Raw genomic sequence first — 25,338 nt, 5'->3', positions numbered from 1 at the left:
GAGCCTCTGATTTCGCGTTCGAAATCTCCAGTTCTGTGCCAGCCTCCTCGGGAAGGAAAGTAAAACTCTCTGCGAAAGCCGATTTAACGCAAAGAGCGCAGATACTGAGATAAATCTCCGTTCTTAAAATACTTCGAGCTGCATCAAGGTGTATCAAGGACGTAAGGCCGATTTAACTTGGGTCGTCGGCTTTACGTTCTTTTCGATTTTGATTCTTTTCTTATTCCTTTAGAAAAGAAAGATTGGACTTTTGATTCACGATCGTTTGGTCTTTCATCGTAACGGAAAGTGCGTCTCCGGACTTTTCGATCTCGATCTTAAACTTACCGTCCTTGTCTATGATCGGAGATTCTTCCACGTATTTTCCTTCGAAGATTTTCTTCTTATTGAACTTCACTACGTAGTTTACATTGTCCTGACTTTCGATTTCCAGAAGAACCTGGCTGACCCCGTTGTTTCCATCCCAAGCCATCGCAGTCCAAGGTCCTTTGAACTTTTCAAGCGTAGAATCTCCGCCAAAGGTTCTTTTTTTCGGAGCGACTACAGCGGAAGAAAGCACGGCGGAAGCGGGAAGGGAGTTGCTACTTTCTCCTCCAAGATCCGATTTGGAAGTCACGGAATACAAAAAGAGGGTCTCCTTTGCCGGGATGTCCGCTACGTAAGAATTTTTATCTCCGGAAGATCCCAGGAAAGTCCAGGAAGATTCACCTCGTTTCTTGCGAAAAACATAATATTCTGATGCTTCTTTAACCTTGTCCCAGGTGAGAGAGATTTTAGATGTTTTCGAATCCGAGACTCCTTTTACATTTTCGGGAGCCGAAAGTTTAACGCCTCTTTGTTTGTTCGGATCCGTAAACCCATAGGCAAAACTGGAGAAGGGGCCGTTCTTTCCTTCTTCGTTCACGGCCGTCACCGAGTAATACGCATAACGTGCGGGCAGATTTTCGTCCACAAACTCTTCAGTTCCGGTTTCTGAAATTTTTTCCCAAGCGCCTCCGCCGATCCAACCGGATTTCACATAACGGAACACGAGATACTTCGAAGCTCCCGATACCTTCTTCCATCTGAGTTCGATCTTGCTTTGATAAGAACCTTTTGTCGCCACTAACCCTAACGGTTTCGCAGGAGGAGTTTTCGGCTGCGCCGTAAACCCGCTCGCAGCGTCGGACGGTTCTCCGGTCTTGCCGTTTAGTTTCGCGGAAACGACATAGATTTCAACGACTCCTTTTTTTGCCGCCGTCGTGTCCGTAAAACTATTCAACTTAGAATTTCCGATCGGGTTGTACCTCTTCTGCGTTTTGTTGTATTTAAAAATCTGGTATTCAGCCGAAGCGTCCGCCGGTTCCCAAGCCAATTCCACTTTATTGTCATACTGACCTTGGGTCGCCTTGAGTCCTATAACTTTTGGGGGAGGTTTTAATTCTTCCGTTTTTGCGAATCCTATCACTTCGCCGGCGGAAAGATCGGACGCGGAAGTGTCGGTTAACGTAAGAATTCTGTATCGATACGCGAGATTCGGCTGCACTCCGTCATCGTTAAAACTATTGGTCGCAGAAAGACCGATTTTGGAAAAACCGGAATCCCCAGGGGCCTTCCGATGGACCTCGTATCCTACGGCGCCGGCAACTATTTCCCAATTGATCGTCACCTTATCGCTGAAACTTCCTTGAGAGGCGGTAATCGAAGAGGGCGGACTCGGATTGTTATCGCTTGCAACCGAAGCCGGATCCGGAGTATTGGAATCCGGCTTTCCTTGATCGGCGACGGCTTCCACTTGATCCACCATCACGAACGCGCCTTGACAGATTTTTGTAAACCAACGATAGTCGATGTATCCGTATCCTTGATCTCCCCATTCCTTTCCCCAAGAATTGATAAACTTCACCGCATTCTTAGAATCATCGTAACCGACAAGAGCGATCGCGTGCCCTCCGTAGGTTTTACCCAAACCTTCCTTATAAACCGTATCTCCTTTGAGGTTAAAGAAATTCTCATATACTAATATACCCGCCACTACCGGTTTCCCTTCAGCGAGTTGGGCTTTGACTTCGGAAAGATCGGTGGTCTTGACTCTCAAAAACTCCTTCGCCTTAAAACGGGCAGCCGCCGAAATTGCGGCCTGAGAAGGACGCGCACGATAATCCGCCGGATTGTAGGGCATTTGATCCCAAGGAGCCGCACCCATCTCCACCATCACTCTCATCGCATCGGAAATCAAAGAACCGTTGTCTCTTCCACCGTTAATCTGATTGTAGATAAACGCCGGAGAAAAAATTTTCCCATAATTCGGACTTCCGTCTTGAGTTCGAAGCGACCAATCCTTCGAACCCTTTCTTTCGATATATTCCTGAAAACTTTTTGTGGCATACGCGGTCGACCAAGCCACACAACTTCCTTGTTCCCCCTGATTTCCGACCGGCGGCATAGAATCGGAAAGATCCACTTTGGAAGAAAGGCCCCTGTGCGAGATCCCGTAAGGATTCGTATCCTTTAACGAGGAAAGAAGTTCGGTAGATTCCTGTTTCATTCCCAACGACTTCGTGGAAGGTTGGGAAAAAACGGATGTCAGAGCCGATAGAAATAGAACGGAGATTATTATAGAATATCTTGAAATTCTCATATACTTTGCTTAGTTCCCTTTTTGTGACTGAACGATCTCTTTGATCTGATCTTCGGTTTCTCTCGAATATTCTTTGAACGCAAACGGATGCGGTTCGTATAAAGCAATCAACTTGGATTCGTTTCCTTTACTGTCTTTAACCGTCTTTTGAATTAAGAATAGAATATAGTCCCCCTCCGGCGGAGCCGCTTTCAGCCATTTGCCGAGCAATTCCGGAAAAATCATAAACCCTATTTCGAATTTCACCGGAAGTTTTTCTCCTCCCTTCCAGGGTTTTAAAATTTCAACGGTCGCGGTTACGGAAACGGTGGTTTCGGAGATTTTTTTCTCGTGAACGTTCGTAATCCGAGTGAGCGCGATATAATCCGAATTTCTAATTTGATTTTCAAGAGTCGGAGGAGTGGAAAGCGGTAAAAGCGGCAAGGTTAAAAAAAGAAAAGCGATAAAAGCAGATCCTTTGAATTTCATCTTTGTCTCCATCTGTAGTCTTATTGACAGTCAAGGGAGCAGTATAGGTCTCTGAATCGGATCCGCAAGAAATTTTTTAATTTTTAAAAAGGGCGGCTTCTTGGCCTAAATCTCCGGAAACTTCCTCGCAGGTTTTTGCGATCTCGGAGGATTCGATCGCCAACTTATGAATGAACCGCGTCGCCCCTACGATGGAAACCGAAGATTGTTGGACTTCTTGAATGACCCCGGACTGTTCTTTGATTACGACCTCCAATTCTCCTGCGTTTCGAATCACACGATCAAAGATGCCGCTCAGTTTTTCTCTGACCTTCGTTTGTCCCTTTAAGGTTTCAAAAAAAGATTCGGTCACTTTCATAATTTCGTTTACGTCTTCGATCACTTTAGAAACCGTCTGAGTTCCGTGCTGAACGATCTCCGTATTCTTATCCATCGCTTCGTTGCCCGTAAGAATCAAACCGTGAATCTCTTTGATAGTTTTTGCGGTTTGATCCGCAAGTTTGGAAATTTCATCGGCGACGACAGCAAATCCCCTTCCTTGTTCGCCGGCGCGGGCGGCTTCGATGGAAGCGTTGAGAGAAAGAAGATTCACTTTCTCCGCGATGTCGTTTATCACTCTAAGTCTTTGGGACATTTCCTGATAACTCTCCGAGACTTTCCGTATCGAGTCGTCCATCTTTTGCAACGATTCTTCGCTTTGTCTCGTATGTTGTCCCGCCTTGTCCAAGATGAATTTGCTATTGACGATCTCGTCTTCCAAAACCTGAAACTTTTCCTCGAACGTTGCGTAAAGATCGGAAAATTCTTTATGAGAATCGGATTGAAGCGCGGACGCTTTGGAAACCTTTTCCAAATTTTTCAGAGCGTTATCCATTGCTGCGTCAATCAATCCGATGTTCGATATCTGTTCGTCCGAGTTCTGAACGACACTAAGAGCGCTATTTGCCATAGAAGCCATGTTCTCACGTAAAAAATCAACTTTGGACTGAACGGATTTCTGGATGACAAGATTGGCGGAATGAAATTCTTCCTTTGTATAATACGTTTCCCAATATTCTAAGAACTCTCCTTTGAGAAGAATCGAATAGTAGACAAGAATACCGGATTCAAATATCACAAATACGGCATGTATCAATACCACTTGCAGACCCGCGCCCGTGTTAAAAATGACGATCGGAGTTTCGTTCCATTTTAATCCGAACTCCTGGCAATAGTTTAGAATTCCGTGATGGACCGCGATATAACCCGCCGCAGGCACGATCGCCCTCCAATCCTTGTATATAAGAAGAAATGCGAGAGCCCCGAATATATGAAAGTGCATCTCGATTCTTCCAAACTCGGATTGAATAAAAATTCCGGAGTAGATCATCAACAGCAAAGAATTTAGAATTCTGCTAAAAAGCGTTCCCCGAAAGGAAATATAATTAAAAGTACCTGCGATTCCTAGGCCAAGAGAGGAATACAAAGCGAACTCCCAGGTTCCGAACCCTATGGAAAACAATACGGCCGCGGGGATATGAGCCAAGAGCAGAATCCAAATGAAACGGTCCGCGGACTTCATTTCCGTGTGCAATTTTTCCCGAGCCTGCTGCTGCGGAGAAGCTCCGAAGGAAATCAATTCCTCCGTTCGGGAGGGAGCGTTCGAGTTTTGCTTTTCATTTTTCGACATAATTATAAACCTCTAATATACTCTGGCGTTTAATTTTTGAAACGCCGTTTCGGAAAAACCGTTCAAATCTGAAATCACAAAGGCGATTTTTCCTTTCGTATCCGTCATAAGAACCGAGTTTTGGTGCGCGATGTCGCTGCCAAACCCGTCGTTCACTACAACTTGAAATCGATCGGCAATTTTTTTTGAATCTTCCCGGCTTTCCGGTAAAAGAAGAATCGGCTGTTTTTTCCAATGGGAAAGATATTTCCTCAACCAGGATTTTTTGTCCCGGTCCTTCTCCGGGTCCAAGCTGATCAACACCAAATTCCAAGATGAAAATTCTTCCTTGGAAAGAAAGGTTTCCAGTTTTGAAATTCCGGTCCGACAAACGGATCTACAATCTCCGTATCCAAAGTAAATAAGATATTTCCCACCCTTCAAATCCGAATCCGCGATATAAATATCCTTATCGTTTTGAATTCTGAATTTTGGAATATCCCGATCGGTCTTAAAACCTATGCCTGCATTTTGTAAATCGGCGATTACAAACGGATTGGCCGCTAATACGAAATATAAACAACCGGCGATGATCGATGCGGAGATAGATTTGGAAACGAAGCTGTGAAAATTCAATCTATAATTTTTTGACGAAAAGAAACGGAAAAAGACGGGGAGAAATTACGAATTCAATCTTCGAGATTAAACGAAATCGGAACCCTATGAGACATCCGAGTCGGTCTTCCTTGCACATAACCCGGGCTCCAGCGCGCCATCTTTACGATCTTAATCGCCGCTTCGTCAAACCCGAATCCCGCTTTACCGGACGCGACCTTAGCGCCTTGCAAGTTTCCTTGCTCGTCGATCTGAACGATTACGATGACTTGTTTGGAAACGATTCCGGCGGACTTAGCCTGTGCGGGGAAAAAATCTCTCAGATCAAAATCGATGATCGGAGTCGGAGTTTTGTCTCCGTTGTAGGAAAAAAGAAATCCGTCCTTATCGGTTCCGTTTCCAGAAAGTGCGTTCGGATTCAAGTCCTCGTCGATCGGATCGTCGGCGTTTTGATTGGAACCTTCCACCCAATCTTGTTTTTCAACGGGAGCGGGAGAAGACGTACCTCCGATGAGTTCGGGAGGAATTTCCTCCAAGTCAACTTCCACGTCTTGAGCCACCAAGTCGTCCGAAGAAATCTCGGAATCGGGAATGTATGTCGCAATAAAATAAGCGCCGATCGTGACCGAGTGCAAAACAAAAGACGCGATCAGACAAAACTTAAATAGACCGAATTTGAGAATCTTCTGTTTGATTTCGGGAACGCTTGCCATTCTTATTACCTGTTTCGCCTAACGTTTAACCGAAAGGGCGATCTTAGTAACGCCCGCCCTGCGGATCACTCCCATCGTCTCCGCAATCTTTCCATAGGGCAGGGAAGAATCCGCAGACAGAGTCAGACGCATATTCGGCCTGATCTTAGAATCTCTTTCCAATTGAGCCTTCAACCTTTCGATCGAAGTGTCCGCTCCTTCCAAAAGAATTTTACCGTCTTTTGTCAAAGCGACTTGTACGGATTGCGCCACGTTGGGATCCGCCGCTTCCACCTTGGGAAGATTGATATTGATGGATTCTTTTTTTAAAAAGTTCGCGGTTACCATAAAGATAACCAAAAGAACCAAGATCACGTCCACCATCGGAGTGATGTTGATATTGCCGATTTCGTCTCCGTCGCCGGATGGGGTAGTTCCTGCCATAGTCCGATCTCCTCTAACTACTTTTTACGAGAAAGGCTTGCAAGAAATTCTCTGGAAAGAATTTCCAAATTTGCCTGAATGACTTTTAACTTACGGGTAAAATAGTTGTTCGCCATTACGACCGGGATTGCAACTCCCAAACCCGCCGCGGTCGCGAGAAGCGCGGTGGAAATACTTCTCATCACAAACTCTGCTCCGGTACTTCCTAACGTTCCCAAACCGTAGAAGGCTTTGATCACACCGAGGACCGTACCTAAAAGACCGATGAACGGCGCGTTGTTTCCGAGCGTGTTCAAAATAGAAAGATGATTTTCGAGTTCGATTCTTTCTCCGATAATTTTTCCTTCCTGAAGTTCGGAAAGACCTTCGTGTCCCGCGCTTATGTTTTCGACGGAGAATTGAGAAAATTTTGCGTAGATATTTCCCGGATTTTCAGAAGCGAGAGATTTTACCGAATCCAGATTTCCGTTTCTAATTTCGGAGCTAAGAACCGGGAGAATGGCTTCCGTATTTTTGAGATTCTTACGAAAGATTAAAATTCTTTCCGTTCCCACTGCGAGGGCGACGATACTTGCGATCAGCATAATAATAAAAATGAAAGTTTCGCCGTATTCAACTAAAAACATGGTCATGATGTAGATCCTCTAATATCTTTATTTTTTAAATCTGGCGACGAAGTCACTCAGTTTTCAATCGTCTATTCGCCTGAAATGCTCACACAGGTTTTTGTACACGAAAACGTTCCGGTGGAAAGTCCCGTTATCTGAGACAGTCCGCTTTGATTGCAGGTTCCCGAAGAATTCCGATTGGTCCAATAAGACTTGTTACAGTCCATAAGACACGCTTTGGCTCGATCCGTAAATTTTACGAAAGTCGCCGAGTTGACCAAGGACGTGCAATAATTCTGATACGTCCCGAGCGCTGCGCTCCCGCTGAACAAAGTTACGATTCCGACTTCGGAAAGCGGAGTGGGCAGATCCGGAGCCTTATCCAAACAAGACTTTGCCGCCTGCAAGGATGCGACACAGGACTGAATCGGATCGGTCGGAGGCAAGAGTAAGTATTGAAGGATCACTCTTTTCTCGTTATCACGATTGAAACTGTCGTCGTCGTTCGGTAAGTTGTTACAGTTCCAAACCCAATTCATTACAAAAAGAATCACGATCAGATTTACGATCGATTCTTTCCATTGCAAGAGTCGATTTCTTTTCATCAGAACTTCACCTCGATCCCGATATTGAAGAATGGAATCACGGTTCCACCCGGCAAGGTCAGGGTTCCGAACGTTTGGCTCGGTTTTGGGTTGGTCGCGGAGTAAGGACGCGTAACGTCGAAATTTTCTCCCGAAACGTTTTGCCTCATATATACGTTGATGACTTCAAAGAAAGTGTTTACGTAGCCCCATTCATAGTTTAAGAATCTGTCAAAACGAATGTCCAAACGATGATAGTCGGCGAGACGTTTTGTGTTCGTATGATCCGCAAGATAAGGATTGTTTGCAGACTGAGGAACCCAAATGATCTGACCGTTCGCGGGATTCGAAAATGCGCCTCCGTCGTCTCCTGTGATCGGAGTGATCGGAGTGGAGGTCAGATAAGACCATCTTGCGCCGAACTGCCATTCCTGACTGAATCTCCAGCCGAAAACAACGTTGATGATATGAGTCCGATCGTAGTCGTACAGAGTTTCCTTTGAGTTATGATAGGACTGAGCGAGCAATCTTTGCTCCGGTCCGGTGGCCACGGGAGCCATAATTCCGTCCGGTTTGTATATATTCGGATTTCTGAATGTTTGAGACCAAGTGTAGGAGATCCAACCGAACCAATCTCTCGTTCCGGGAGCCGCGGTTTTACGGACCACAAACTCGTAACCGTGGGAACGGCCGCTTCCGTTATTGGAGTAATTCAAAGGTTTATTGAGAATATACGGTTGAGTGATTTTTCCGTACTGATCCGGATTGGTTCCTATGATTTCCGTAATATACGGATCGGTAACGATCAAGTTGGAGAATTCTTGTTTAAAAACTTCTCCTTTGACCTGCCAGTCGGAAGTGACCTGTTGATCGATCCCTCCGCCGTATTTCACCGCCTTCTGAAATTTCAAATGCGGGTTTCCGCTCTGTTCGGAAAATTGAGTGCTCAGAGGAAAGTTATAGTGTTCGCCTCCGCCCCCGAAAATCGTAGTTCCTTTCCCGATTCCTTCAAATTTGTAGGAAACCTGCGCCCTCGGACCCAAAGCCCCATTCTTTATATAAGGAATATAATCGTATCTTGCCCCCGGTTCGATGAGGAGACCGCCGAACTTGAATTTCATCGTAGTATAAGCGTTGAAGTATTTACTACGGACTCGATTGGTATCGGGAACGGTTCGAAAGTCGGGACTCGCCGTATCGTAAGGGTTCGGATCCGGATTGTTAGGATCGGTTTGTTGGATCGTAGTACCCGTCGTTTTGTAATTGAGAAAACGAACCTCGGAACCGAATTCCGCTGAGAAATATTTATTCGGATCCCAGTAGGCGTCTTGTCGAATGCTGTTGTAAGCGCCGGTCGCTCTTTGTTTTCCTTTGATCGATCCGAGCGAAACGTTCACATCGGCGAACGGATCATAACTGATAAAGGTTATCCGATTCGTAAATTTTTCGGAAGCTCTCCAAGTATAACGCAACGCTTGCGTTCTATAACCCTGACCCGCCGAAAGATTCCCGCCAGCAAACGCGGCCAATTGATCCTTGGTAGGGTCGTTCTGCGGTTTCGCCGGAGGATTTAACGCGAAGTCGTCTTTTGCGGTCAAAGAATAGAATGAGATCTGATGCTGGTCGTTGAAGTTATAGACCATCTTTACTTGAGAATCCGTATAACGAGGCAAACGAACTCCGTCCGGAAGAAGACTTCCGCCGGAAAGATTGCCTAACGTTTCAAACGTCTTGTCGATATAACCGACCTTAACCGCGCCGAGAACATAACCTTTCCCGCCCGCAAAAGTGGTTTGATAATTCGCAGAAGCCGCCCAGAGCGAGGTCAAAAAATTTCCGGAAGTTTTCTGAACCTTATCGGGAGATTCGATTTCGATCACCCCGCCGAGCGCGTTGTTAAAATTAGAGGGAAGAACACCCGTGTAAACGTCCATAGACTTGATCAGGTTTCCGTTGATCGTCGCGGTTAAGCCGTCGAAGTGAAACGGATAAAGAATCGGAAGATCGTCGTAGAGATAAAGATTCGTATTGGGATCGGCTCCTCGGAAAACGTAGTTACTTGCACCGCCTCCGAAAGCGGAAACGGGAACGACTCCGGGAATCGTTTCGATCGAACGCAGAGGTTCTCCGAAAGTTCCTGGCATCCGTTTGATTTCTTCAAAGCGGAGTTTCGTCCGGGACATGAGCTGTTTTTCCCTTTCACCGGTGACGTTGATTCCACCCTTGCTGCTCACTCCTCCGACGGAAGCCGGATCCGTATAGATCAAAACCGTGTCCGAGGATTCTCCAACTTCCTGACGAATCTCTTGCATTCCCGTATCTCTAAGAATCCGAAACGTATAAGTTCCGGAAGAAGGAACGATCGCTTCAAAGTAACCTTCCGCATCCGTTTGATAGAATTTTTTGGTTTCCGAAACGCGAACGCTAACGTTCGCTTCTCCGGAGTTTTTGCCGCGAGAATAGATACGAGCGCGAAAGGAGACCTCCGCAAAGAGTTCGCCTGCGGGAAAGGCAAGAAGAATGACTAAAATATTTCGAATGAGTTTCATCATCTGCCTTTCTATAATTTAGTTTTTACGAAAACTTCCTGGAAGTTGAAATACCAAGGAATATCATCCAGGGGTTTGTCGACGTAGAGCAAAACGCAGGCAAAAGGATAAGAAACAAAAGGACATTCCGATCTCGTGATTGCGATGCTGCAAAGATCCAAGTTCTTCTGTTGAACGTCCTCGACGATAATCGGGAAGGGAACCGGAATCGGAGTTCCGCATTTATGAGCCAAATAACTCGCGGCCGCATAGATCTGACTTTGAGAATCATTCGGATGAACGACCTCGGGCCGAGCGCAGTTTTGAGAAAACAAAATCATCCCGATCGACAACCCGTATAAGAACGTTCGAAACTTACGTTTTTTATTATATTCAAACATACTAATTCTTTTTACCGCCGACCGAAATCCCGCCGGATTCTTGAGAAGACGACTTTGAAGACTTTTTTCCGCCTACGGAGATTCCACCGGATTCCCGGGAGGAATCGGAGGACTTATTTCCTCCGACCGAAATTCCTTCGGAAGGAGCGGAGTTCGATTCCGCCGCAGGATTTTTTGCGGCTTCCGCGTCTTTTCTTTGTTGTTCGAGTTTTAGTTTTTCCGCTTCTTCCCGGTTTCCGATGACGTTTCCTTTTACTTTTAAAACGGATACGGTTCCCAAAGGAAACATAACGTGGGTTTCATGCCAAACCTTGATATTTACGATACTTCTTCCGCCCGGAACCTTTTGAACCGCCTGGCTGAGCGCATAGTCGATGCTGATCGGATTTGTGATCGGAATCATTCCAAACACGAAAAACGTAGACGATTCTCCGATGGATTCTTCCAGAATATCGTAACCGGAAGTCCGTATGATCGTCGCAGAATCATAGATTCCTGGCGAACGCACTCTGCCACCCGGAGAAAAGAGGGAGGCCCCCATACAATTTCCGAGGATCGAAAGAAGAAGGATCAAAAAGATTCCGTTTCCGAAAAAACGAAAAATCTTTTTATTTAGTTCTCTTTTTACCGGATTGGTCATTGAGTTGATCCTCGAATTTGATCGCTTCAGCGTTGATGTGCAGACGATTCACGGTGATAAAAAGAAGAATGTATTTGTCGGTCCAATAACGGATGTTGATCAAAGCGTCGGCCTCTTTTTCAGCTAACATCGAATTGACGAGCTTGTCGATCGGAGGCTCCGAAAGGGGAATGCCTAGGATCGCCATGTCGAACGTGTTCCAACTTTTATGACCTTCGACCGGACCGACGACCTTATATTTACGATCGGCTACGGGGATGTTACTGGTCGCCATTCCGGCGGACGAAGTGGCGCAATTTGAAAGAATCAATGAACAAAGAATGAAAGCGAAAATCTGAGACGATCTCATAATACCTGCCTGCAACGGGGTAAATCAGTTCCTCGGAAGAAGCTATTTTTATGTAATAATCTTCCGGTCGGATCTATATCTACCAGATACTATCTGCCAGATATACTTGCAAGAATAAATTCTTAACCGATCACTGCGAACCGAATTCTCCTGATCATTTTAATCTTCATTTTTGGGAAAGAATGACAAGCTCATAGAAAAAAAGTTTCGTTTCTCGAAAAAATACGGTTCGAAAAAAGAAAATTCAAACTGAATTCGAGGAGATTTTGGGGAACAATTCCGATACAGGAGAGGTCCGGAAAGGTTTACGTATGGTTTCTCTTTCTATATTCTTCGATCAATCGCTCCGCCGCCTGAAAGGAACTGATCTTGTGTCGGCTCACTTTGTCCTCCATGTCCTGATAGAGATCCTTCATCCGAGCGTAAAAATCACCCATCAAATGTTCCGATACGGTTTCTTCCAGCCAGTATTTCGCCTGATCGGTTCTGCGGATTTCAAAGTGCCCGTTGGACTTTAGAGTTTTCTCATATTCTAATATTTGCGTCCAGATTTCGGAGATCCCTTCCTTCGTAACCGCGGAGCAGGAAAGCACCTTCGGAGTCCATCCGTTCTCATTGGAAGGAAAAAAATGAATCGCGGATTGCGTTTCGACGCGAGTCAGTTCCGCTCTGGTTTTGTTGTCTCCGTCCGCTTTGGTCACTGCGAAAAGATCCGCCATTTCCATAATTCCTCTTTTGATTCCCTGAAGTTCGTCTCCGGCTCCGGCGATCAAAAGAAGTAAAAACAAATCGACCATGGAATGCACCGCGGTCTCGGATTGTCCGACTCCGACCGTTTCCACAAAGATTGTATCAAAACCCGCCGCCTCGCAGAGATAGATCGTTTCTCTCGTCTTTCTCGCGACACCTCCCAAAGAATCTCCGGAAGGAGAAGGCCTAATGAATGCGGATTGATTTTTGGACAACTCGAACATTCTCGTTTTATCCCCGAGAATACTTCCTCCAGAGATCTGACTCGAAGGATCGATCGTAAGAACGGCGAGTTTTTTTTCCTGGGATAGGACGTGCATCCCGAAGGCTTCGATGAATGTACTTTTACCGACTCCGGGAATTCCTGTGATTCCGATTCTTATGGAATTGCCGGAATGCGGAAGACAAGCGTCGATGATTTTTTCCGCGAGTTCTTTGTGAGCGGGGAGTGAGCTTTCCACAAGCGTAATCGCTCGGGCGAGAATCATCTTATCTCCGGAAAGAATTCCCTTCACGAATTCTTCCGCGGAGGGAAGGGCCTTTCTGCGAATTCCGGTCGATCGGACTCCGCCGGAAGAAACCCCGGATGATTCTAACCCGCTCAAAGGACGTTTTCTCCTAAACTGTTACTTTAGAAGATTCTAAATCTTTAATTAACAGTTCCAAGATGTCCGCGGCGGCTTTGGAAATTTTGGTTCCGGGTCCGAAAATTCCGGTGACTCCGGCCTTATAAAGAGTATCATAATCTTGTTGTGGAATCACTCCGCCGGCGATGACCATGATGTCTTCTCTTCCGAGCTTTTTCAATTCTCCGATCACTTGCGGCACAAGAGTTTTGTGACCCGCCGCCAAACTCGAAACCCCGAGTATGTGAACGTCGTTTTCCACGGCTTGTTTCGCGGCTTCCGCCGGAGTTTGAAAGAGAGGTCCTATATCGACGTCGAATCCCATATCGGCAAAACTCGTTGAGATCACTTTCGCACCGCGATCGTGTCCGTCCTGTCCCATCTTAGCTACCATGATTCTCGGACGACGTCCTTCGAGAGTCGCAAACTTGTCCGAAAGAGTTTTCGCGCGTTTGAAATCGGGATCATCTTCGATTTCGGAAGAATAAACTCCCGAGATCGATCGGATTGTTGCTTGGTATCTTCCGAATACCTTTTCCATAGCGTACGAAATTTCGCCGAGGGTGGCTCGTTTGCGAGCCGCGTCCACCGCCAGCGCGAGAAGATTTCCTTCTCCGCCTCCGGCGCATTTTGTGATCGCGTCGAGAGCCGCATTCACGTCGGCGCCGTTTCGATTTTTCTTTAACTCCGCGAGTCTGCGTAGCTGAGATTCCCGCACCGCAGTATTATCGATATCTAATATGTCTAAAGGTTTTTCCTCGACTGCCTTATAACGGTTGACTCCGACGATCACGTCTCTTCCCGAGTCGATCTTTGCCTGTTTGCGGGCGGCGGCTTCTTCGATTCTCATCTTTGGAATTCCGGTTTCGATCGCCTTTGCGATTCCGCCTAACTTTTCTACTTCTTCGATCAGTTCCCAGGCACGGTGTGCGAGAGAATGAGTCAAAGATTCCACATAGTAGGAACCGCCCCAAGGATCGACTACGCGGTGAATGTTTGTCTCTTCCTGCAAAAAGATCTGAGTGTTTCTCGCAATTCTCGCGGAGAAGTCGGTCGGGAGCGCAATCGCTTCGTCGAGCGCGTTTGTGTGCAGAGACTGTGTATGTCCGAGCGATGCCGCCAAGGCTTCGATACAAGTTCTCGCGACGTTATTGAACGGATCTTGTTCGGTCAAACTCCAGCCGGATGTCTGGCAGTGAGTTCGGAGCGCAAGGGACTTTAGATTCTTAGGATTGAATTGTTTTACGAGTTTCGCCCAGAGAAGACGACCGGCTCTCATCTTTGCGATTTCCATAAAGTGATTCATCCCGATCGCCCAGAAAAAAGACAAACGAGGCGCAAACGTATCCACGTCCATTCCCGCTTTGATCCCGGTTCGAAGATATTCGAGTCCGTCCGCGAGAGTGTAGGCGAGTTCTATGTCCGCGGTCGCTCCGGCTTCCTGCATGTGATAACCGGAAATCGAAATCGAGTTGAACTTAGGCATGAAGTCCGAAGTGTATTTGAAAATGTCGGCGATGATCTTCATCGAAGGAGCGGGCGGATAGATATACGTATTCCGAACCATAAACTCCTTCAGAATGTCGTTTTGAATCGTTCCGGAAAGTTTATCCGCGCTCACGCCTTGTTCTTCCGCGGCTACAATATAAAACGCTAATATAGGAATCACCGCACCGTTCATCGTCATCGAAACCGACATCTGATCCAGAGGAATCTGATCGAATAAAATTTTCATATCGAGAATTGAATCGATCGCAACGCCGGCCTTACCGACGTCGCCGACCACACGTTCGTGATCGGAATCGTATCCTCTGTGAGTCGCCAAGTCGAACGCGACCGAAAGACCTTTTTGTCCGGCCGCCAAGTTTCTACGGTAGAACGCGTTCGATTCTTCCGCAGTGGAAAATCCGGCGTATTGACGGATCGTCCAAGGTTGTTGGACATACATCGTGGAATAAGGCCCGCGTAAGTAAGGAGGAATTCCCGCGCCGTAGTCGAGGTGTTCCATCCCGGCCAGATCTTCCGCGGTATAAACCGGTTTTACGGGAATTTTTTCGGGAGTGTTCCAGATCTTCGGATCGATGGAACCCAAGCCTAACTCGTCAAGCGCGGCCTTTTCCCAATCGGATTTGGAAACCTTTCCGTTTCCCTGTGGCGCATAACGTTTTGAATCAAAACTCGGACGTTTCATTGGATACCCAGCCTTTTCTGAATGTTTTTCAGAGTTTCTAAATGTTGGGATTTTACGTGGATAAACAATTCGATTCCTTTTGCTTTGAGAGATTCGATTTGTTCCACGGGATTTCCCGCTACGATTCCCAGTAGGTTTGCGTTTTGTTTTCTAAGAATAGCAAAGACGGAATCGACAAGCCCGGAAATTTCTTCGTCGCTGGAACAAAAGACTACGACGTCCGCGCCCGTTTCCTTCAAACCCTGCAGGGCTTCTTTCGGTGTCGCATAACTTCCCGGATCGATCACCTTGTAACCCGCGCAGGCGAGAAAGTTTTGGGAGAAGATGGCTCTCGCTTTTTTCATCTTCAAGTCTCCCATCGGAAGCAAAAGTACCGTCGGAGTTTTTCCGTTCTTCTTTGCAAAACTTTCGGTCTTGATGCGAATCTCTTCGATTCCCGCGCCCGCTCTGAATTCGGGAATCACTTCGCAGGTGATTTCTCCCGCGGCCGATTCGATCGTTCCCGAAAGTCCGTGCACGTTGAGTTTGCTCACCGAAATTTTATCTTCTCCATTCGGATATTGATTGGTTCCGAGAAGGATTTCTTTTCGGATCGCGAGGTTGTCTTCCTTCTTCTTTCTGGATTCGGAGATTTTCTTTTGGACGATTCCTTTTTTTACGGCTTCTAAGAATCCGCCGGCGGATTCGATTTCGCAGAAAATTTCCCAAGCCTTTTTTGTGATCGAATCGGTGAGAGATTCGAGATAATACGAACCCGCCGCTGGATCGACCACCTTGTCCACGTGCGACTCGTGTTTCATGAGAAGCTGAATGTTTCTCGCGATTCTCAGAGAAAAAGAATCAGAAGTTTTTAATATACTGTCGTAAGGAGAAACGTTGATCACTTCGCATCCGCCGATCGCAGCGGACATCGCTTCGGTCGTCGCGCGAAGCATGTTTACATTCGGATCATAAGCACTGTAGTTGTAGCGACACGTATGAGCGGATAAAAACGCGTGGAGGGAAGATTCTTCTTTGGGAGCGAATTCTTTCAGGATTTCGGCCCACAAAATTCTTGCGGCGCGAAACTTTGCGATCTCCAAAAAGTAATCGGGACCGATGGAAAATTCGAAAATCATCTGAGACGCGATCGTATCCACGGACATTCCCGCTTCTCGGAGTTGTTGTACGTATTCGGCTCCGGCAGATAACGTGAAGGCCAATTCTTCGGAGATCGTGGAACCCGCGTCTCGGAAACTGGAAGAATCGACGCTCAGTCCTCGGAAATGCGGCCAGGTCGAAGCGAGGGATTCTAAGATTTCCTTGAGCGCGGAAATCGAATGTTTTCCCGATCTTCCGTGTTTGAGAAGAATCCGGAACGGATCGTATCCGAGTCCGCCTACGAGAACTTTTCCTTTCGGAAGCCAAGAGAAAATCTCGGGTGATCTTTCTTCCGCGATGAAGTGAAGAGTCACTTGATCCAAGGGAAGTCCTTCGATCAGAGCTTCCAAGTCCTTGGAAGCATGGACCGGGATTCCTCTCTGTGGAGAAGTTTTGTTTTCGATGATAAATCCGATTGCGGTCACGCCGTTTTTTGCGGCGTCTTTTGCGAGACGATTCGCTTCCGCGACGGAAGAAGAATCAAAATCCTGACGGATGCTCCAGTCTTGAACGAGCTTTCTCGTAGATCTCGCGAAGGGAAACGTTCCCGGAAGATTGGAAGTCAACCACTGTTTGTCAGCGATGTCTTCCTTTGTATAAACGGGCTGGATCTTAAATCCTTCCGTCGTTTCCCAAACCAGCTTTTTCTCAAAGTCCGCGCCTTTGAGATCTTTTTGGATGACCGCCATCCACGCTTCCCGAGTGACCGGAGGAAAGTCGGTAAATAATTTCTCGTTTGCCATTTTGAATGTTTCTCTTTTTTGAAAAGGCCCTACAAAGTTCTCTTTCTAGGGAACCTTGCAAAACCCTGGTGTAAAGTCAAAAACCCGTTCTCAATTCCCATTTTTGGTTTTGAGATAATGAGGAACGGACGCTAAAATCGAAAGTGTAAGAGTTCCTACGATCACTCCTAAGGAAACAAGAATCGGGATATGAATCTCGTGTCCGAAAACATAAGGAGAAAAAAGTGGAAGAAGAAGTTTTAAACCTACGAAGGCGAGCAAGACGCTCACTCCTTTTTTGAGAAAGACGAAAAGTTCCATCACGCCCGAAAGCATAAAGTAGAGGGAACGAAGTCCGAGGATCGCAAAGATATTCGAAGTATAAACGATAAAGGCATCCGTCGTGATCGAAAAAATCGCAGGGATAGAATCCAACGCGAACATGATATCGCTGAACTCAACGACGAGCAACGTGATAAACGTGGATGTAAAAAGATAATTTCCGTGTTCCTTGACTACGAACTTCTCCGGGTGATGCGCGTGCGTCATCGGAAGAAACTTCTTCGCGAACTTGATGATCGGAGAAGATTCCGGATGAAAGTCTTCCTCTTCTTCCTTATGAACATACATCTTCACCGCCGTATAAAGAAGAAGAATTCCAAAAAGATACAAGATCCAACTGAAAAGAGAAATGAGTTCCGCTCCCACGAAAATCATAAAGGCCCGAAAGATCAGAGCTCCTATGATTCCCCATTTGAGAATCAGAGGTTGATACTGAGGCGTGATCCGGAATTTCTGAAAGACCATGATAAAGACGAAGAGGTTGTCCACGGAAAGAGAATATTCCAAAAGATAACCTGTGATGAATTCGAGCGCTTTTGTTTTTCCGGCATCGGGATCGTTCGGACCGTGATCCATTACGAAAATCAGAATGCTAAATGAGATCGCGAGACTGAACCAGAAAAGAGACCAATAGACAGATTCTCTGAGTGGAATTTTGTGGGCTCGTTTGTTGAGGACAAAGAGATCGAGATAGATGAGAAGGCCCAAGACCACCGTAAAGATTCCAATTAAAGTCAATTCTCCGGAGTTTACTTGGTTCATTTATCCCTCTTTGTTTTTCCGATTCTGGATGACAGAATCCAGGCTCTGTACAAAATTACAATCCCAATTCCCAAGAAGAAGGTTCAGATGATTCTACTGTTATTCTCCATCGCTTCCGTTGCACACTTCCTCGCGATCTACTTTGCGCCGGGGGAAATCGCGCTCAAACTGGGAACAAAAATTGTTCCGATCTTAATTTTGATTTTTTTCTCTCTCTTCGAAGGAAACTGGAAAGAACGTTCCGGAAAATACATTTTTATAGGTTTGATATTTTCGCTTTTCGGAGACTCGTTCCTCGCGCTCCCCGGAAATTACTTTGTGTTCGGACTCGGCTCGTTTCTGGTCGCGCAGATTTTATATTCGATCGGATTTTCGGTAGGGAATCCCGTGCACATCGTTCGGTTGATTCCGTACGCAGTTTTCGGAATTTTATTCTACACTTGGATTCTTCCGGGAATGAGCGCGTCCTTGTATGTGCCCGTCGCCGTTTACGTAAGCGCAATCTGCGTAATGGGCTGGAGGGCTTCTTCCAGAGAATGTCCGAAACCGGAATACTGGAAATCCTTCTTCGGGTCCTTGATCTTCATAGCTTCGGACAGCCTTATCGCGATGGGAAAATTTCTATCCCTTCCGATTCCTTGGATCGGAGTTTGGATCATGCTGACATACTACGCGGCTCAATTTCTGATCTATGAATCCGTGGAAGAAAACTAAATAATTATTGATTCAGTCTGTAACTTAACTAAGATAGCAAAGAAATCGGGAGAATCTTTAAATGAATATTAAACCTTTAAAAGAAACGACATTTTTAGAAGCGGTGGCGGCCGCGATTCAACACGAAAAGGATTACTTCGAGTTTTATATGAGCACCTATGAAAAGCTTCCTCCCGGAAATACTAAAGAGCTTTTCGAAAGACTCGCCGAAGAAGTGGACGATCATATCAAATTCATTACGGAATTGTACGAACAAGCCGAAGGTTCCGAACTTCCGAACTTAAAACAACTCACCGCGATTCATAAGTTTCACGATTCTACGATTCAGAGAATGATGAACAAAGTGGAAAGAACCATCGCGGGACCGGGAAGCAAGGACGCACACGAAGCTCTTGAACTCGCGATCCGGGAGGCGGAGAACAGCGTTTCTTTTTACGAGAAACTCGCGAACAAGTTCGAAGACGTAAACATCAAATCCCTTTTTACAAAACTCAAGGACTACAACAGTAACTACCAATCTCTTCTAGAAACGGAATTGAACGGACTCGATCAATCCGGATCCGGACAAGGAACTTTCTTCTGGGACGAACAAGCGGAAGAAGTTGCAAAAGCGGAGACAAAACCGGCGAAGAATTCCGCGGCTGCGCCGAAAAAACCGAAAGCCGCTTCCGTTGCAAAGCCGGCCCCTGTAGCAAAACCGGCGCCGACTGCGTCAGCAAAAAAAACGGCAGCGCCTGCTCCTAAAAAGTCCGCGAGTAAACCGGTAGCGAAGAAGGCCGCACCGAAAAAGAAAACCTCCGTAAAAAAGGCCGCCGCCAAACCGAAAAAAGCGGTAAAAAAATCCGTTCCTAAAAAAGCGGCTCCGAAGAAAAAGATCGCACCGAAAAAGAAGGCGGCGGCGAAGGCTAAGAAAAAAAGGTAGTCCATAAGAATGCAGTCCGCCGCGATCACTGATTGGAAGGAAATCCAAGACATCTATCCTGTGAACCAGGAGATGATCTGGTTGAACAATTGCGGGACAACTCCCTGCAATTCCGAGACGATTCGAACGGTTCAAGAATATTTGGAAGGGTACGCGAGAAAGGGCGTACTGACCGAAGTTCGAAAATACGGAAACGTAAAAAACTCGATTCGAAAGATCGTGGCCGGACTGATCAACTGCGATCCGGAAGAACTCTGCGTCATCCACAACACAAACGAAGGAATGAACTTTCTTTCGCTCGGGTTTCGCCTCAAAGCGGGAGACGAAATTCTTCTCTTAGAAAACGAATATCCGAGCAATATATATCCTTGGGAACACTGGAAAGAAAAAGGTGTCAAGATCGGAACCATTCCTATGGCGAACACACCGGATCAATTTCTGGACAACCTCAAAGCGGCGGTTTCTTCCCATACTAAGATCGTTTCTCTTTCTGCGGTTCATTGGTGCACCGGAATGCCGTTTCCGTTGGAAGAAATCGGAAACTTCCTGGATTCCAAAGGAATCGACTTCGTTCTGGACGGAGCGCAGGGAGTAGGGTTGGTTCCGATCGATGTAAGAAAGATGAAACTGAAATACATCGCCTTTCCCGCGTGGAAATGGCTCCTAGGTCCGTTAGGACTTGGAATGTTGTACATCCAACAAGACAAGATCGACACGCTTGCGTTTCCTTTCAAGGGAACGGGATCCGTCGTCAACGACGAAGTTTATCTGCCGTATCGAGCCGAACTCAAACCGGGAGCGGATCGTTACGAAATCTCCAGCGGGAATTTTTTGGACTGGGTTTACTTTCAATCCACTCTGGAAATGCTTCACAAAATCGGATTTCATACGGTGATGGAAAGAATCTACGAACTCGCTGATTATCTTTCGGAAGGAATGAAGGCCGTCGGATTTCAGATGGAACTGGATCATTTTCCGGATTACAGAACCGGAATCGTGGTCGGCTTTAAGGAAGGAATTTCGATGGAGGAACTCGTTTCTTATCTCAAGAAGAACGGGGTGATGTGCGCCCTTCGTCTCGGGAAGGTTCGTTTTTCACCTCATATCTACAATCGAAAAGATCAGTTGGATCGAGTTGTGGAATTGCTCGGTAATTTTTCCCAATAAAAAGCAAAGTTCGTTCAAACCCCGGAATGTAGGAGGTCTTACAAAAATCGGGCGCGGAAGAACAAGATGGAACGTTAGTCAAAACCTCGAAGAAAAATTTCCGGAACTTTTAAAACACAGTAGGAGTTCCTACGAATTTTGTCGCTTAGACGCGTTGACAAAGTTCCAAAGGAAGATTTCATAAACTCAGGCTTTCCTTGTGAAAAAGAACCAAAAAAGGATTCTTTAGATAACTCGGACCTTTCGATGCGGAATGTTTCCGAAGAAAAACGTAGGAACTCTTACAAAAAAATATTTCTATTCTTCCAACGGATTCTTAGATAAAAAATCGGAAGAAAATTTCTCTTACAAATTCGAAGGGAATAAAAAAAGACAATTCAAAGGAAGAAACGATTTCATTGGCGGCAAACAAATTTCAAAAAATCGGCGAGATCGGGACCCTATTGTTTCCGGCATGGGTTTTGAGCGGTTCGATTCTTTCCTTCTTTTATCCGGAATGGTTTACCTGGTTTAGCGGGCCTTGGATCACATACGGGCTCGGGATAACGATGCTCGGAATGGGAATCACACTTTTACCCCAGGACTTCAAAGACGTTTTCAAAACTCCAATCCCCGTTTTTGCGGGAGTTGTTCTTCAATATACGGTGATGCCTTTGTCCGGATGGGGAATCGGAATTCTTCTCGATCTACCCACGCCGCTCGCGACGGGTTTGATCGTAGTATCCTGTTGCCCCGGAGGTGTGGCGTCTAACGTAATAACCTATCTCGCAAAGGGGGACTTGGCTCTTTCCGTTTCGATGACCGCCTCCTCCACGATTCTTTCCGTTTTTATGACTCCTCTTCTAACTTTGTTTTTGATAGGGCAGGGAGTCAAGGCTTCCGCCGGAGGACTTTTTTTCGACACCTTTCAAGTCGTGATTCTTCCGGTAGCGTTGGGAGTATTACTGAATTCTTATCTTCCGAAGATTTCAAAAAAGATCCAGATCGTATCTCCGCTCGTCGCCGTAATTCTAATTACGATGATCGTATCTTCGATTTTGGGATCGGGAAGAGAAAAGATTCTACAGTCCGCTGGGACTTTGATCTTGGCCGTTGTTAGCCTGCACGTTTCGGGTTTCCTTTTCGGTTACGTTCTCTCTTGGTTATTCATCCGAAATCGAAAGACCGCGAGAACCATTTCCATCGAAGTAGGAATGCAAAACTCCGGACTCGGAGTAGTACTTTCAAGGAATAATTTTCCCGATCCGTTAGTCGCCATTCCCGCGGCGATTTCCAGTTTGGTCCATTCTCTCATCGGAAGTCTCTTAGCCGCGCTTTGGAGAAGATCCGATCCGAACGGAAAGAAATAATTCAAGGAATCACACTTTCTTGTTGATTCCTTTTCGGGAGAATTTTCTCGACCAGATTCTCCATCTTAGAATTCGCACCGTTTGAAATCAAAGGACGTGCAACGATCTCGAAACTTTCTTTCGCGAATCCGATTTCGTTTCAAAAAATGGACCGTCCGAATTTGTGAGCCCATTCTCGATGCGATTCTCAAGTTAGAAAAAAAACAATCCTCCATTTTCGTTTTCCGAAACGGACTCGAAACAATTTCCCCATCCCCATCTAAATAAGAATTCAGAACGTTAGGCGAACTTTCAAAGACACAAACCGTTTCGATTGAAGCGAAAACAATCAGCCAAAACATTCGTTACTCAGACTGCAATTAAAACCCATCCGCTCTCCGATTTTTAAGATAAGAATTTCCGTTCCAAATCGCCATTCCCTTGTTAGTCGGTCCGTCTTTCTCGCGACCCATTTTTCAACGCAATCAAGTCCTTCGAAACGGGGCTTTTTGATACGATTGAAACCGAGATTCTTCCGGTTTTATCTATATAAACCCGAAAACATGACAAGTGTCATGGAAGTAAATTATAATCCATGACAACTGGGATTGGAAAACGCCAGGACAAAACGGTTATAATTATTGGAAAGGAAATCGAAGAGTAAATGGTTAGAACGAGCCAAATCGCGGTTTTACTCCTGTTTGCAGGATTGAGCGCGAACGCCGGAGAACCGGAAGTTAAAAAAAGTTTTATCGGAAACGAGGAAAAAATCAAAACGATATCACAGTCGTCGAAGAAAGTTTTTTTCGTCGAGGGCGAAACACTTCTGCGAATTTTACAAACACGATCGAACGATAAATCCCGGTTCGAAAAAAGGAGCTGCGTCTTCTGTCATTCCGGATCGGAGAAAACATTCGAGGAACATATCCATAAAAACACTTCGACGCGCTTCGAAAGCGAGGACCGTTTTTCGATTCTTATTTTGAAATCGATCCGGGCCGCTTCGTATTAACGCATTCTTCCGTTCTCTTTCAACTTTGAAAGAAGAATGGTCAACCTCTGCAACTGATCCTTAGAAGTCGATTTTGATTCCGGCAAAACTTTTGCGTAAATATTCTTCAGATGATTTCTCAGAGTTCCGTTGGAAACGTTCAGGATCAGTTGGATAAAAGTTCGGCTGTGACCCGCTTCTATGAGTTCGCAGATTCGAATCTCCTGTTTGGAAAGTCCGTAACCGTCCAGATTCAAATTCGGAACCGATACGAGTTCTTCGGTTTTATAAGAATGAAAAACAAGGAACGCCATAAACGAACACGCGCTAAGCGCCGAAATCGCAGTGACGTAAATTTCGTGAAACGGAATGAACTTGAAAAAGGACCAGAAAAACATTCCGATCGTAACTCCAATCGCGATCGAAATGAGAATGTTCGCCGTGATTCTAAGTAAACTCGCTTTTCCCACATTGTATCGATTCAAATAAACCGAAAGAATCACGGAAAGCGCTGAATCCGCAACCGGATGCAAGGGAGGAAGGTCGATTCCAAACAAAGGTACGAAATTCGTAAATAGCGCGAACCACCAGAAAAGAAAAACTCCCACAAAAAACCGCTTTTCAAAGAATACATTCCACTGAACCGGTTTTAGAAAAAAGTAGATGCTTACACACAATGCAAGGACGTGGATTCCGATCCCGAGAACACCTCCGAGCGGAGAGAGGAGAGGCGCGAGTCCAAATTGAAACGATTGAAAGCCCGTGATGATCAGCCGGGGAAAAGAGGAGCAGAAAAAATCAAAAACCAGTGCGACTACAAAAACGAAAATCGTAAAACGATTTAGGATCCGTCTTCCGGTACAGAAACTTGTCATTCCGACCAACACAGGCGAGAGAATGAAGAAGGAATGACAATTGAACACCCAAAAGGCCAACCCCATCTCTTCGTTGGGAGCCGCGCAGATCAGGGCGGTCGTTGCATTTTGAACCCCGATCGCGAGATAGAATACGGTCATCAATTTATGAAATCGATGATCTCGACGAATATTTTCAATGAGACAACTTACGTTGGCGAGAACCGCCATAATGGGAACGATGAAAAATATTTCCAAAACAAGTCCATTTTAAGAATGGAAAAATTTGGGCAAACGAAATCGAAAAAAACTGCATCCGGGTTTCGCGATTCCGGCTACAACAAATTTCTCTTCCTTTTTCGGGAATTTTATCTAATCCTCCTTGATTTTTAAGCCCTCTCACGTTTTCTAGCAGAATACAACCTCCAGTACGACGTTTTCAGGACGAAAGAACCAAATTTTTGAAACGAATTGGACTGAAAATCCGGGATTTCCCGTCTACTGTTGAGGAATCTATTGAAATCGAGACAGCACGCCAATGAGAGAAATTATCAAGCTCGTTTGTCAGGAACCGGGATGTTCAAAGGGAAAGAGTACTTATCTTCTCACCAAGAATAAAAAGGCTAAAACCGAAAAACTGGTAACTAAAAAGTTCTGCAAATTTTGCAGAAAACACACCGAATACAAGGAAACCAAGGTCTAAGATTTCCAGGAAATAGGTATGACTGCAAAAAAACCGGCGCCCGCGTACGATAAAAAAGCTCTTCAAGAAATCAAAGAGCTCCTCCTAGAGAAGAAAAACGCTCTCTTGGAAAAGTACGCCCACTGGGAAGACAACAGCAAACCTTCCGGCCTGAAAGAGATGGGTGATATCGCCGATATCGCTTCTGAAATCAACGAAGAGACCCTGAGTTCGGTTCTTTCCGAAGCGGAAATCGAAACAATCCGTGAAATTGATGTCGCTTTAGACAAAATTGAAGACGGAACCTACGGAGTCTGCGAAGGAACCGGGAAAAAAATTCCGATCGCACGCCTCAAAGCAATTCCTTGGACCAGATATACGGTTGAATTTGCGGAAACTCTTTCCAAAGGGAAAGGAGGCTTTATGCGCAAAAGCAATGCGGCGAGTCTTACCGGCGCATATAAAATTCCGACCGATATGGATTCGATGGACGACTGATTCGTTCTACTTTTACTTTCGAATTCCTCCTTTTCCATTCACTCACCGAGCA

Annotated in this window: 23 protein-coding genes; 6 read left to right on the top strand and 17 right to left on the bottom strand. The window is 45.8% G+C overall.

Features of this window, described 5'->3' with window-relative positions; all coding sequences use genetic code 11:
* Window positions 1-220: 220 nt before the first annotated feature.
* The 16 genes from CH376_RS01900 to CH376_RS01825 all read right to left on the bottom strand — a co-directional run bounded on the left by CH376_RS01900 (window position 221) and on the right by CH376_RS01825 (window position 18,130).
* On the bottom strand, window positions 221-2,620 hold the full coding sequence (locus CH376_RS01900; RefSeq protein WP_100786539.1) for a C1 family peptidase: 2,400 nt from the start codon (window positions 2,618-2,620) through the stop codon (window positions 221-223).
* 9 nt (window positions 2,621-2,629) lie between these two features.
* The gene (locus CH376_RS01895) at window positions 2,630-3,088 is read right to left on the bottom strand and encodes an LIC_20196 family exoprotein (protein WP_100786538.1); all 459 of its coding nucleotides are present in this window, start codon (window positions 3,086-3,088) and stop codon (window positions 2,630-2,632) included.
* Window positions 3,089-3,164: 76 nt separating this feature from the next.
* Window positions 3,165-4,757, bottom strand: coding sequence for a methyl-accepting chemotaxis protein (locus tag CH376_RS01890; RefSeq protein ID WP_100786537.1), 1,593 nt, complete (start codon window positions 4,755-4,757; stop codon window positions 3,165-3,167).
* Window positions 4,758-4,769: 12 nt separating this feature from the next.
* Window positions 4,770-5,372 carry an SCO family protein gene (locus tag CH376_RS01885; RefSeq protein ID WP_100786536.1) on the bottom strand — a complete coding sequence of 201 codons (603 nt, stop codon included), beginning with the start codon at window positions 5,370-5,372 and terminating at the stop codon, window positions 4,770-4,772.
* Between the two features lie 53 nt (window positions 5,373-5,425).
* Entirely contained in the window at window positions 5,426-6,064 is a 639-nt protein-coding gene (locus tag CH376_RS01880) for an energy transducer TonB (protein ID WP_100786535.1), read from the bottom strand.
* Between the two features lie 18 nt (window positions 6,065-6,082).
* A complete protein-coding gene (locus tag CH376_RS01875; protein WP_100786534.1) occupies window positions 6,083-6,487 on the bottom strand; it encodes an ExbD/TolR family protein in 405 nt (134 codons plus the stop codon).
* Between the two features lie 17 nt (window positions 6,488-6,504).
* Window positions 6,505-7,119, bottom strand: a complete 615-nt coding sequence (locus CH376_RS01870) for a MotA/TolQ/ExbB proton channel family protein (protein ID WP_100786533.1) — start codon at window positions 7,117-7,119, stop codon at window positions 6,505-6,507.
* 65 nt (window positions 7,120-7,184) lie between these two features.
* Window positions 7,185-7,634, bottom strand: coding sequence for a hypothetical protein (locus CH376_RS01865; RefSeq protein WP_420843516.1), 450 nt, complete (start codon window positions 7,632-7,634; stop codon window positions 7,185-7,187).
* Window positions 7,635-7,699: 65 nt separating this feature from the next.
* Entirely contained in the window at window positions 7,700-10,228 is a 2,529-nt protein-coding gene (locus CH376_RS01860; protein WP_100786616.1) for a TonB-dependent receptor plug domain-containing protein, read from the bottom strand.
* An 11-nt stretch (window positions 10,229-10,239) separates the two neighbouring features.
* The gene (locus CH376_RS01855) at window positions 10,240-10,548 is read right to left on the bottom strand and encodes a hypothetical protein (protein WP_100786617.1); all 309 of its coding nucleotides are present in this window, start codon (window positions 10,546-10,548) and stop codon (window positions 10,240-10,242) included.
* Between the two features lie 61 nt (window positions 10,549-10,609).
* A complete protein-coding gene (locus CH376_RS01850) occupies window positions 10,610-11,248 on the bottom strand; it encodes a hypothetical protein (RefSeq protein ID WP_100786531.1) in 639 nt (212 codons plus the stop codon).
* Window positions 11,217-11,597 (bottom strand): LIC20211 family lipoprotein, encoded by a 381-nt coding sequence (locus CH376_RS01845; RefSeq protein ID WP_100786530.1) that lies wholly within the window; start codon window positions 11,595-11,597, stop codon window positions 11,217-11,219. The genes CH376_RS01850 and CH376_RS01845 overlap by 32 nt, the downstream gene beginning before the upstream one ends.
* A gap of 305 nt (window positions 11,598-11,902) precedes the next feature.
* Window positions 11,903-12,952 carry a methylmalonyl Co-A mutase-associated GTPase MeaB gene (meaB, locus tag CH376_RS01840; RefSeq protein WP_100786529.1) on the bottom strand — a complete coding sequence of 350 codons (1,050 nt, stop codon included), beginning with the start codon at window positions 12,950-12,952 and terminating at the stop codon, window positions 11,903-11,905.
* 13 nt (window positions 12,953-12,965) lie between these two features.
* Window positions 12,966-15,164 (bottom strand): methylmalonyl-CoA mutase, encoded by a 2,199-nt coding sequence (gene scpA / locus CH376_RS01835; RefSeq protein ID WP_100786528.1) that lies wholly within the window; start codon window positions 15,162-15,164, stop codon window positions 12,966-12,968.
* Window positions 15,161-17,047 (bottom strand): methylmalonyl-CoA mutase family protein, encoded by a 1,887-nt coding sequence (locus CH376_RS01830; RefSeq protein WP_100786527.1) that lies wholly within the window; start codon window positions 17,045-17,047, stop codon window positions 15,161-15,163. The genes scpA and CH376_RS01830 overlap by 4 nt, the downstream gene beginning before the upstream one ends.
* 90 nt (window positions 17,048-17,137) lie before the next feature.
* Complete coding sequence (locus tag CH376_RS01825) at window positions 17,138-18,130, bottom strand: TerC family protein (RefSeq protein WP_100786526.1); 993 nt, start codon at window positions 18,128-18,130, stop codon at window positions 17,138-17,140.
* Window positions 18,131-18,217: 87 nt separating this feature from the next.
* Between CH376_RS01825 and CH376_RS01820 the strand changes: the two genes are divergently transcribed.
* The 4 genes from CH376_RS01820 to CH376_RS01800 all read left to right on the top strand — a co-directional run bounded on the left by CH376_RS01820 (window position 18,218) and on the right by CH376_RS01800 (window position 22,282).
* On the top strand, window positions 18,218-18,844 hold the full coding sequence (locus CH376_RS01820; protein WP_100786615.1) for a lysoplasmalogenase: 627 nt from the start codon (window positions 18,218-18,220) through the stop codon (window positions 18,842-18,844).
* 61 nt (window positions 18,845-18,905) lie between these two features.
* Entirely contained in the window at window positions 18,906-19,766 is an 861-nt protein-coding gene (locus tag CH376_RS01815) for a ferritin-like domain-containing protein (RefSeq protein ID WP_100786525.1), read from the top strand.
* A 9-nt stretch (window positions 19,767-19,775) separates the two neighbouring features.
* Window positions 19,776-20,933, top strand: coding sequence for an aminotransferase class V-fold PLP-dependent enzyme (locus CH376_RS01810; RefSeq protein ID WP_100786524.1), 1,158 nt, complete (start codon window positions 19,776-19,778; stop codon window positions 20,931-20,933).
* A gap of 398 nt (window positions 20,934-21,331) precedes the next feature.
* Window positions 21,332-22,282 (top strand): bile acid:sodium symporter family protein, encoded by a 951-nt coding sequence (locus CH376_RS01800; protein ID WP_100786522.1) that lies wholly within the window; start codon window positions 21,332-21,334, stop codon window positions 22,280-22,282.
* Between the two features lie 987 nt (window positions 22,283-23,269).
* Here the strand turns inward: CH376_RS01800 and CH376_RS01785 are convergent.
* A complete protein-coding gene (locus CH376_RS01785) occupies window positions 23,270-24,364 on the bottom strand; it encodes a helix-turn-helix transcriptional regulator (RefSeq protein ID WP_100786519.1) in 1,095 nt (364 codons plus the stop codon).
* A 280-nt stretch (window positions 24,365-24,644) separates the two neighbouring features.
* Here CH376_RS01785 and rpmG point away from each other — a divergent pair, with 280 nt between their 5' ends.
* The gene (gene rpmG / locus CH376_RS01775) at window positions 24,645-24,809 is read left to right on the top strand and encodes a 50S ribosomal protein L33 (protein WP_001206796.1); all 165 of its coding nucleotides are present in this window, start codon (window positions 24,645-24,647) and stop codon (window positions 24,807-24,809) included.
* Window positions 24,810-24,827: 18 nt separating this feature from the next.
* A complete protein-coding gene (locus tag CH376_RS01770; RefSeq protein ID WP_100786517.1) occupies window positions 24,828-25,286 on the top strand; it encodes a TraR/DksA family transcriptional regulator in 459 nt (152 codons plus the stop codon).
* The last annotated feature ends 52 nt before the right edge of the window (window positions 25,287-25,338 follow it).

Origin of the sequence: Leptospira adleri, from assembly GCF_002811985.1 — a bacterium.
Classification (GTDB): domain Bacteria; phylum Spirochaetota; class Leptospiria; order Leptospirales; family Leptospiraceae; genus Leptospira; species Leptospira adleri.
The sequence above is the reverse complement of the archived record's forward strand: the minus strand, read 5'-3'. Positions and strand labels throughout refer to the sequence as shown.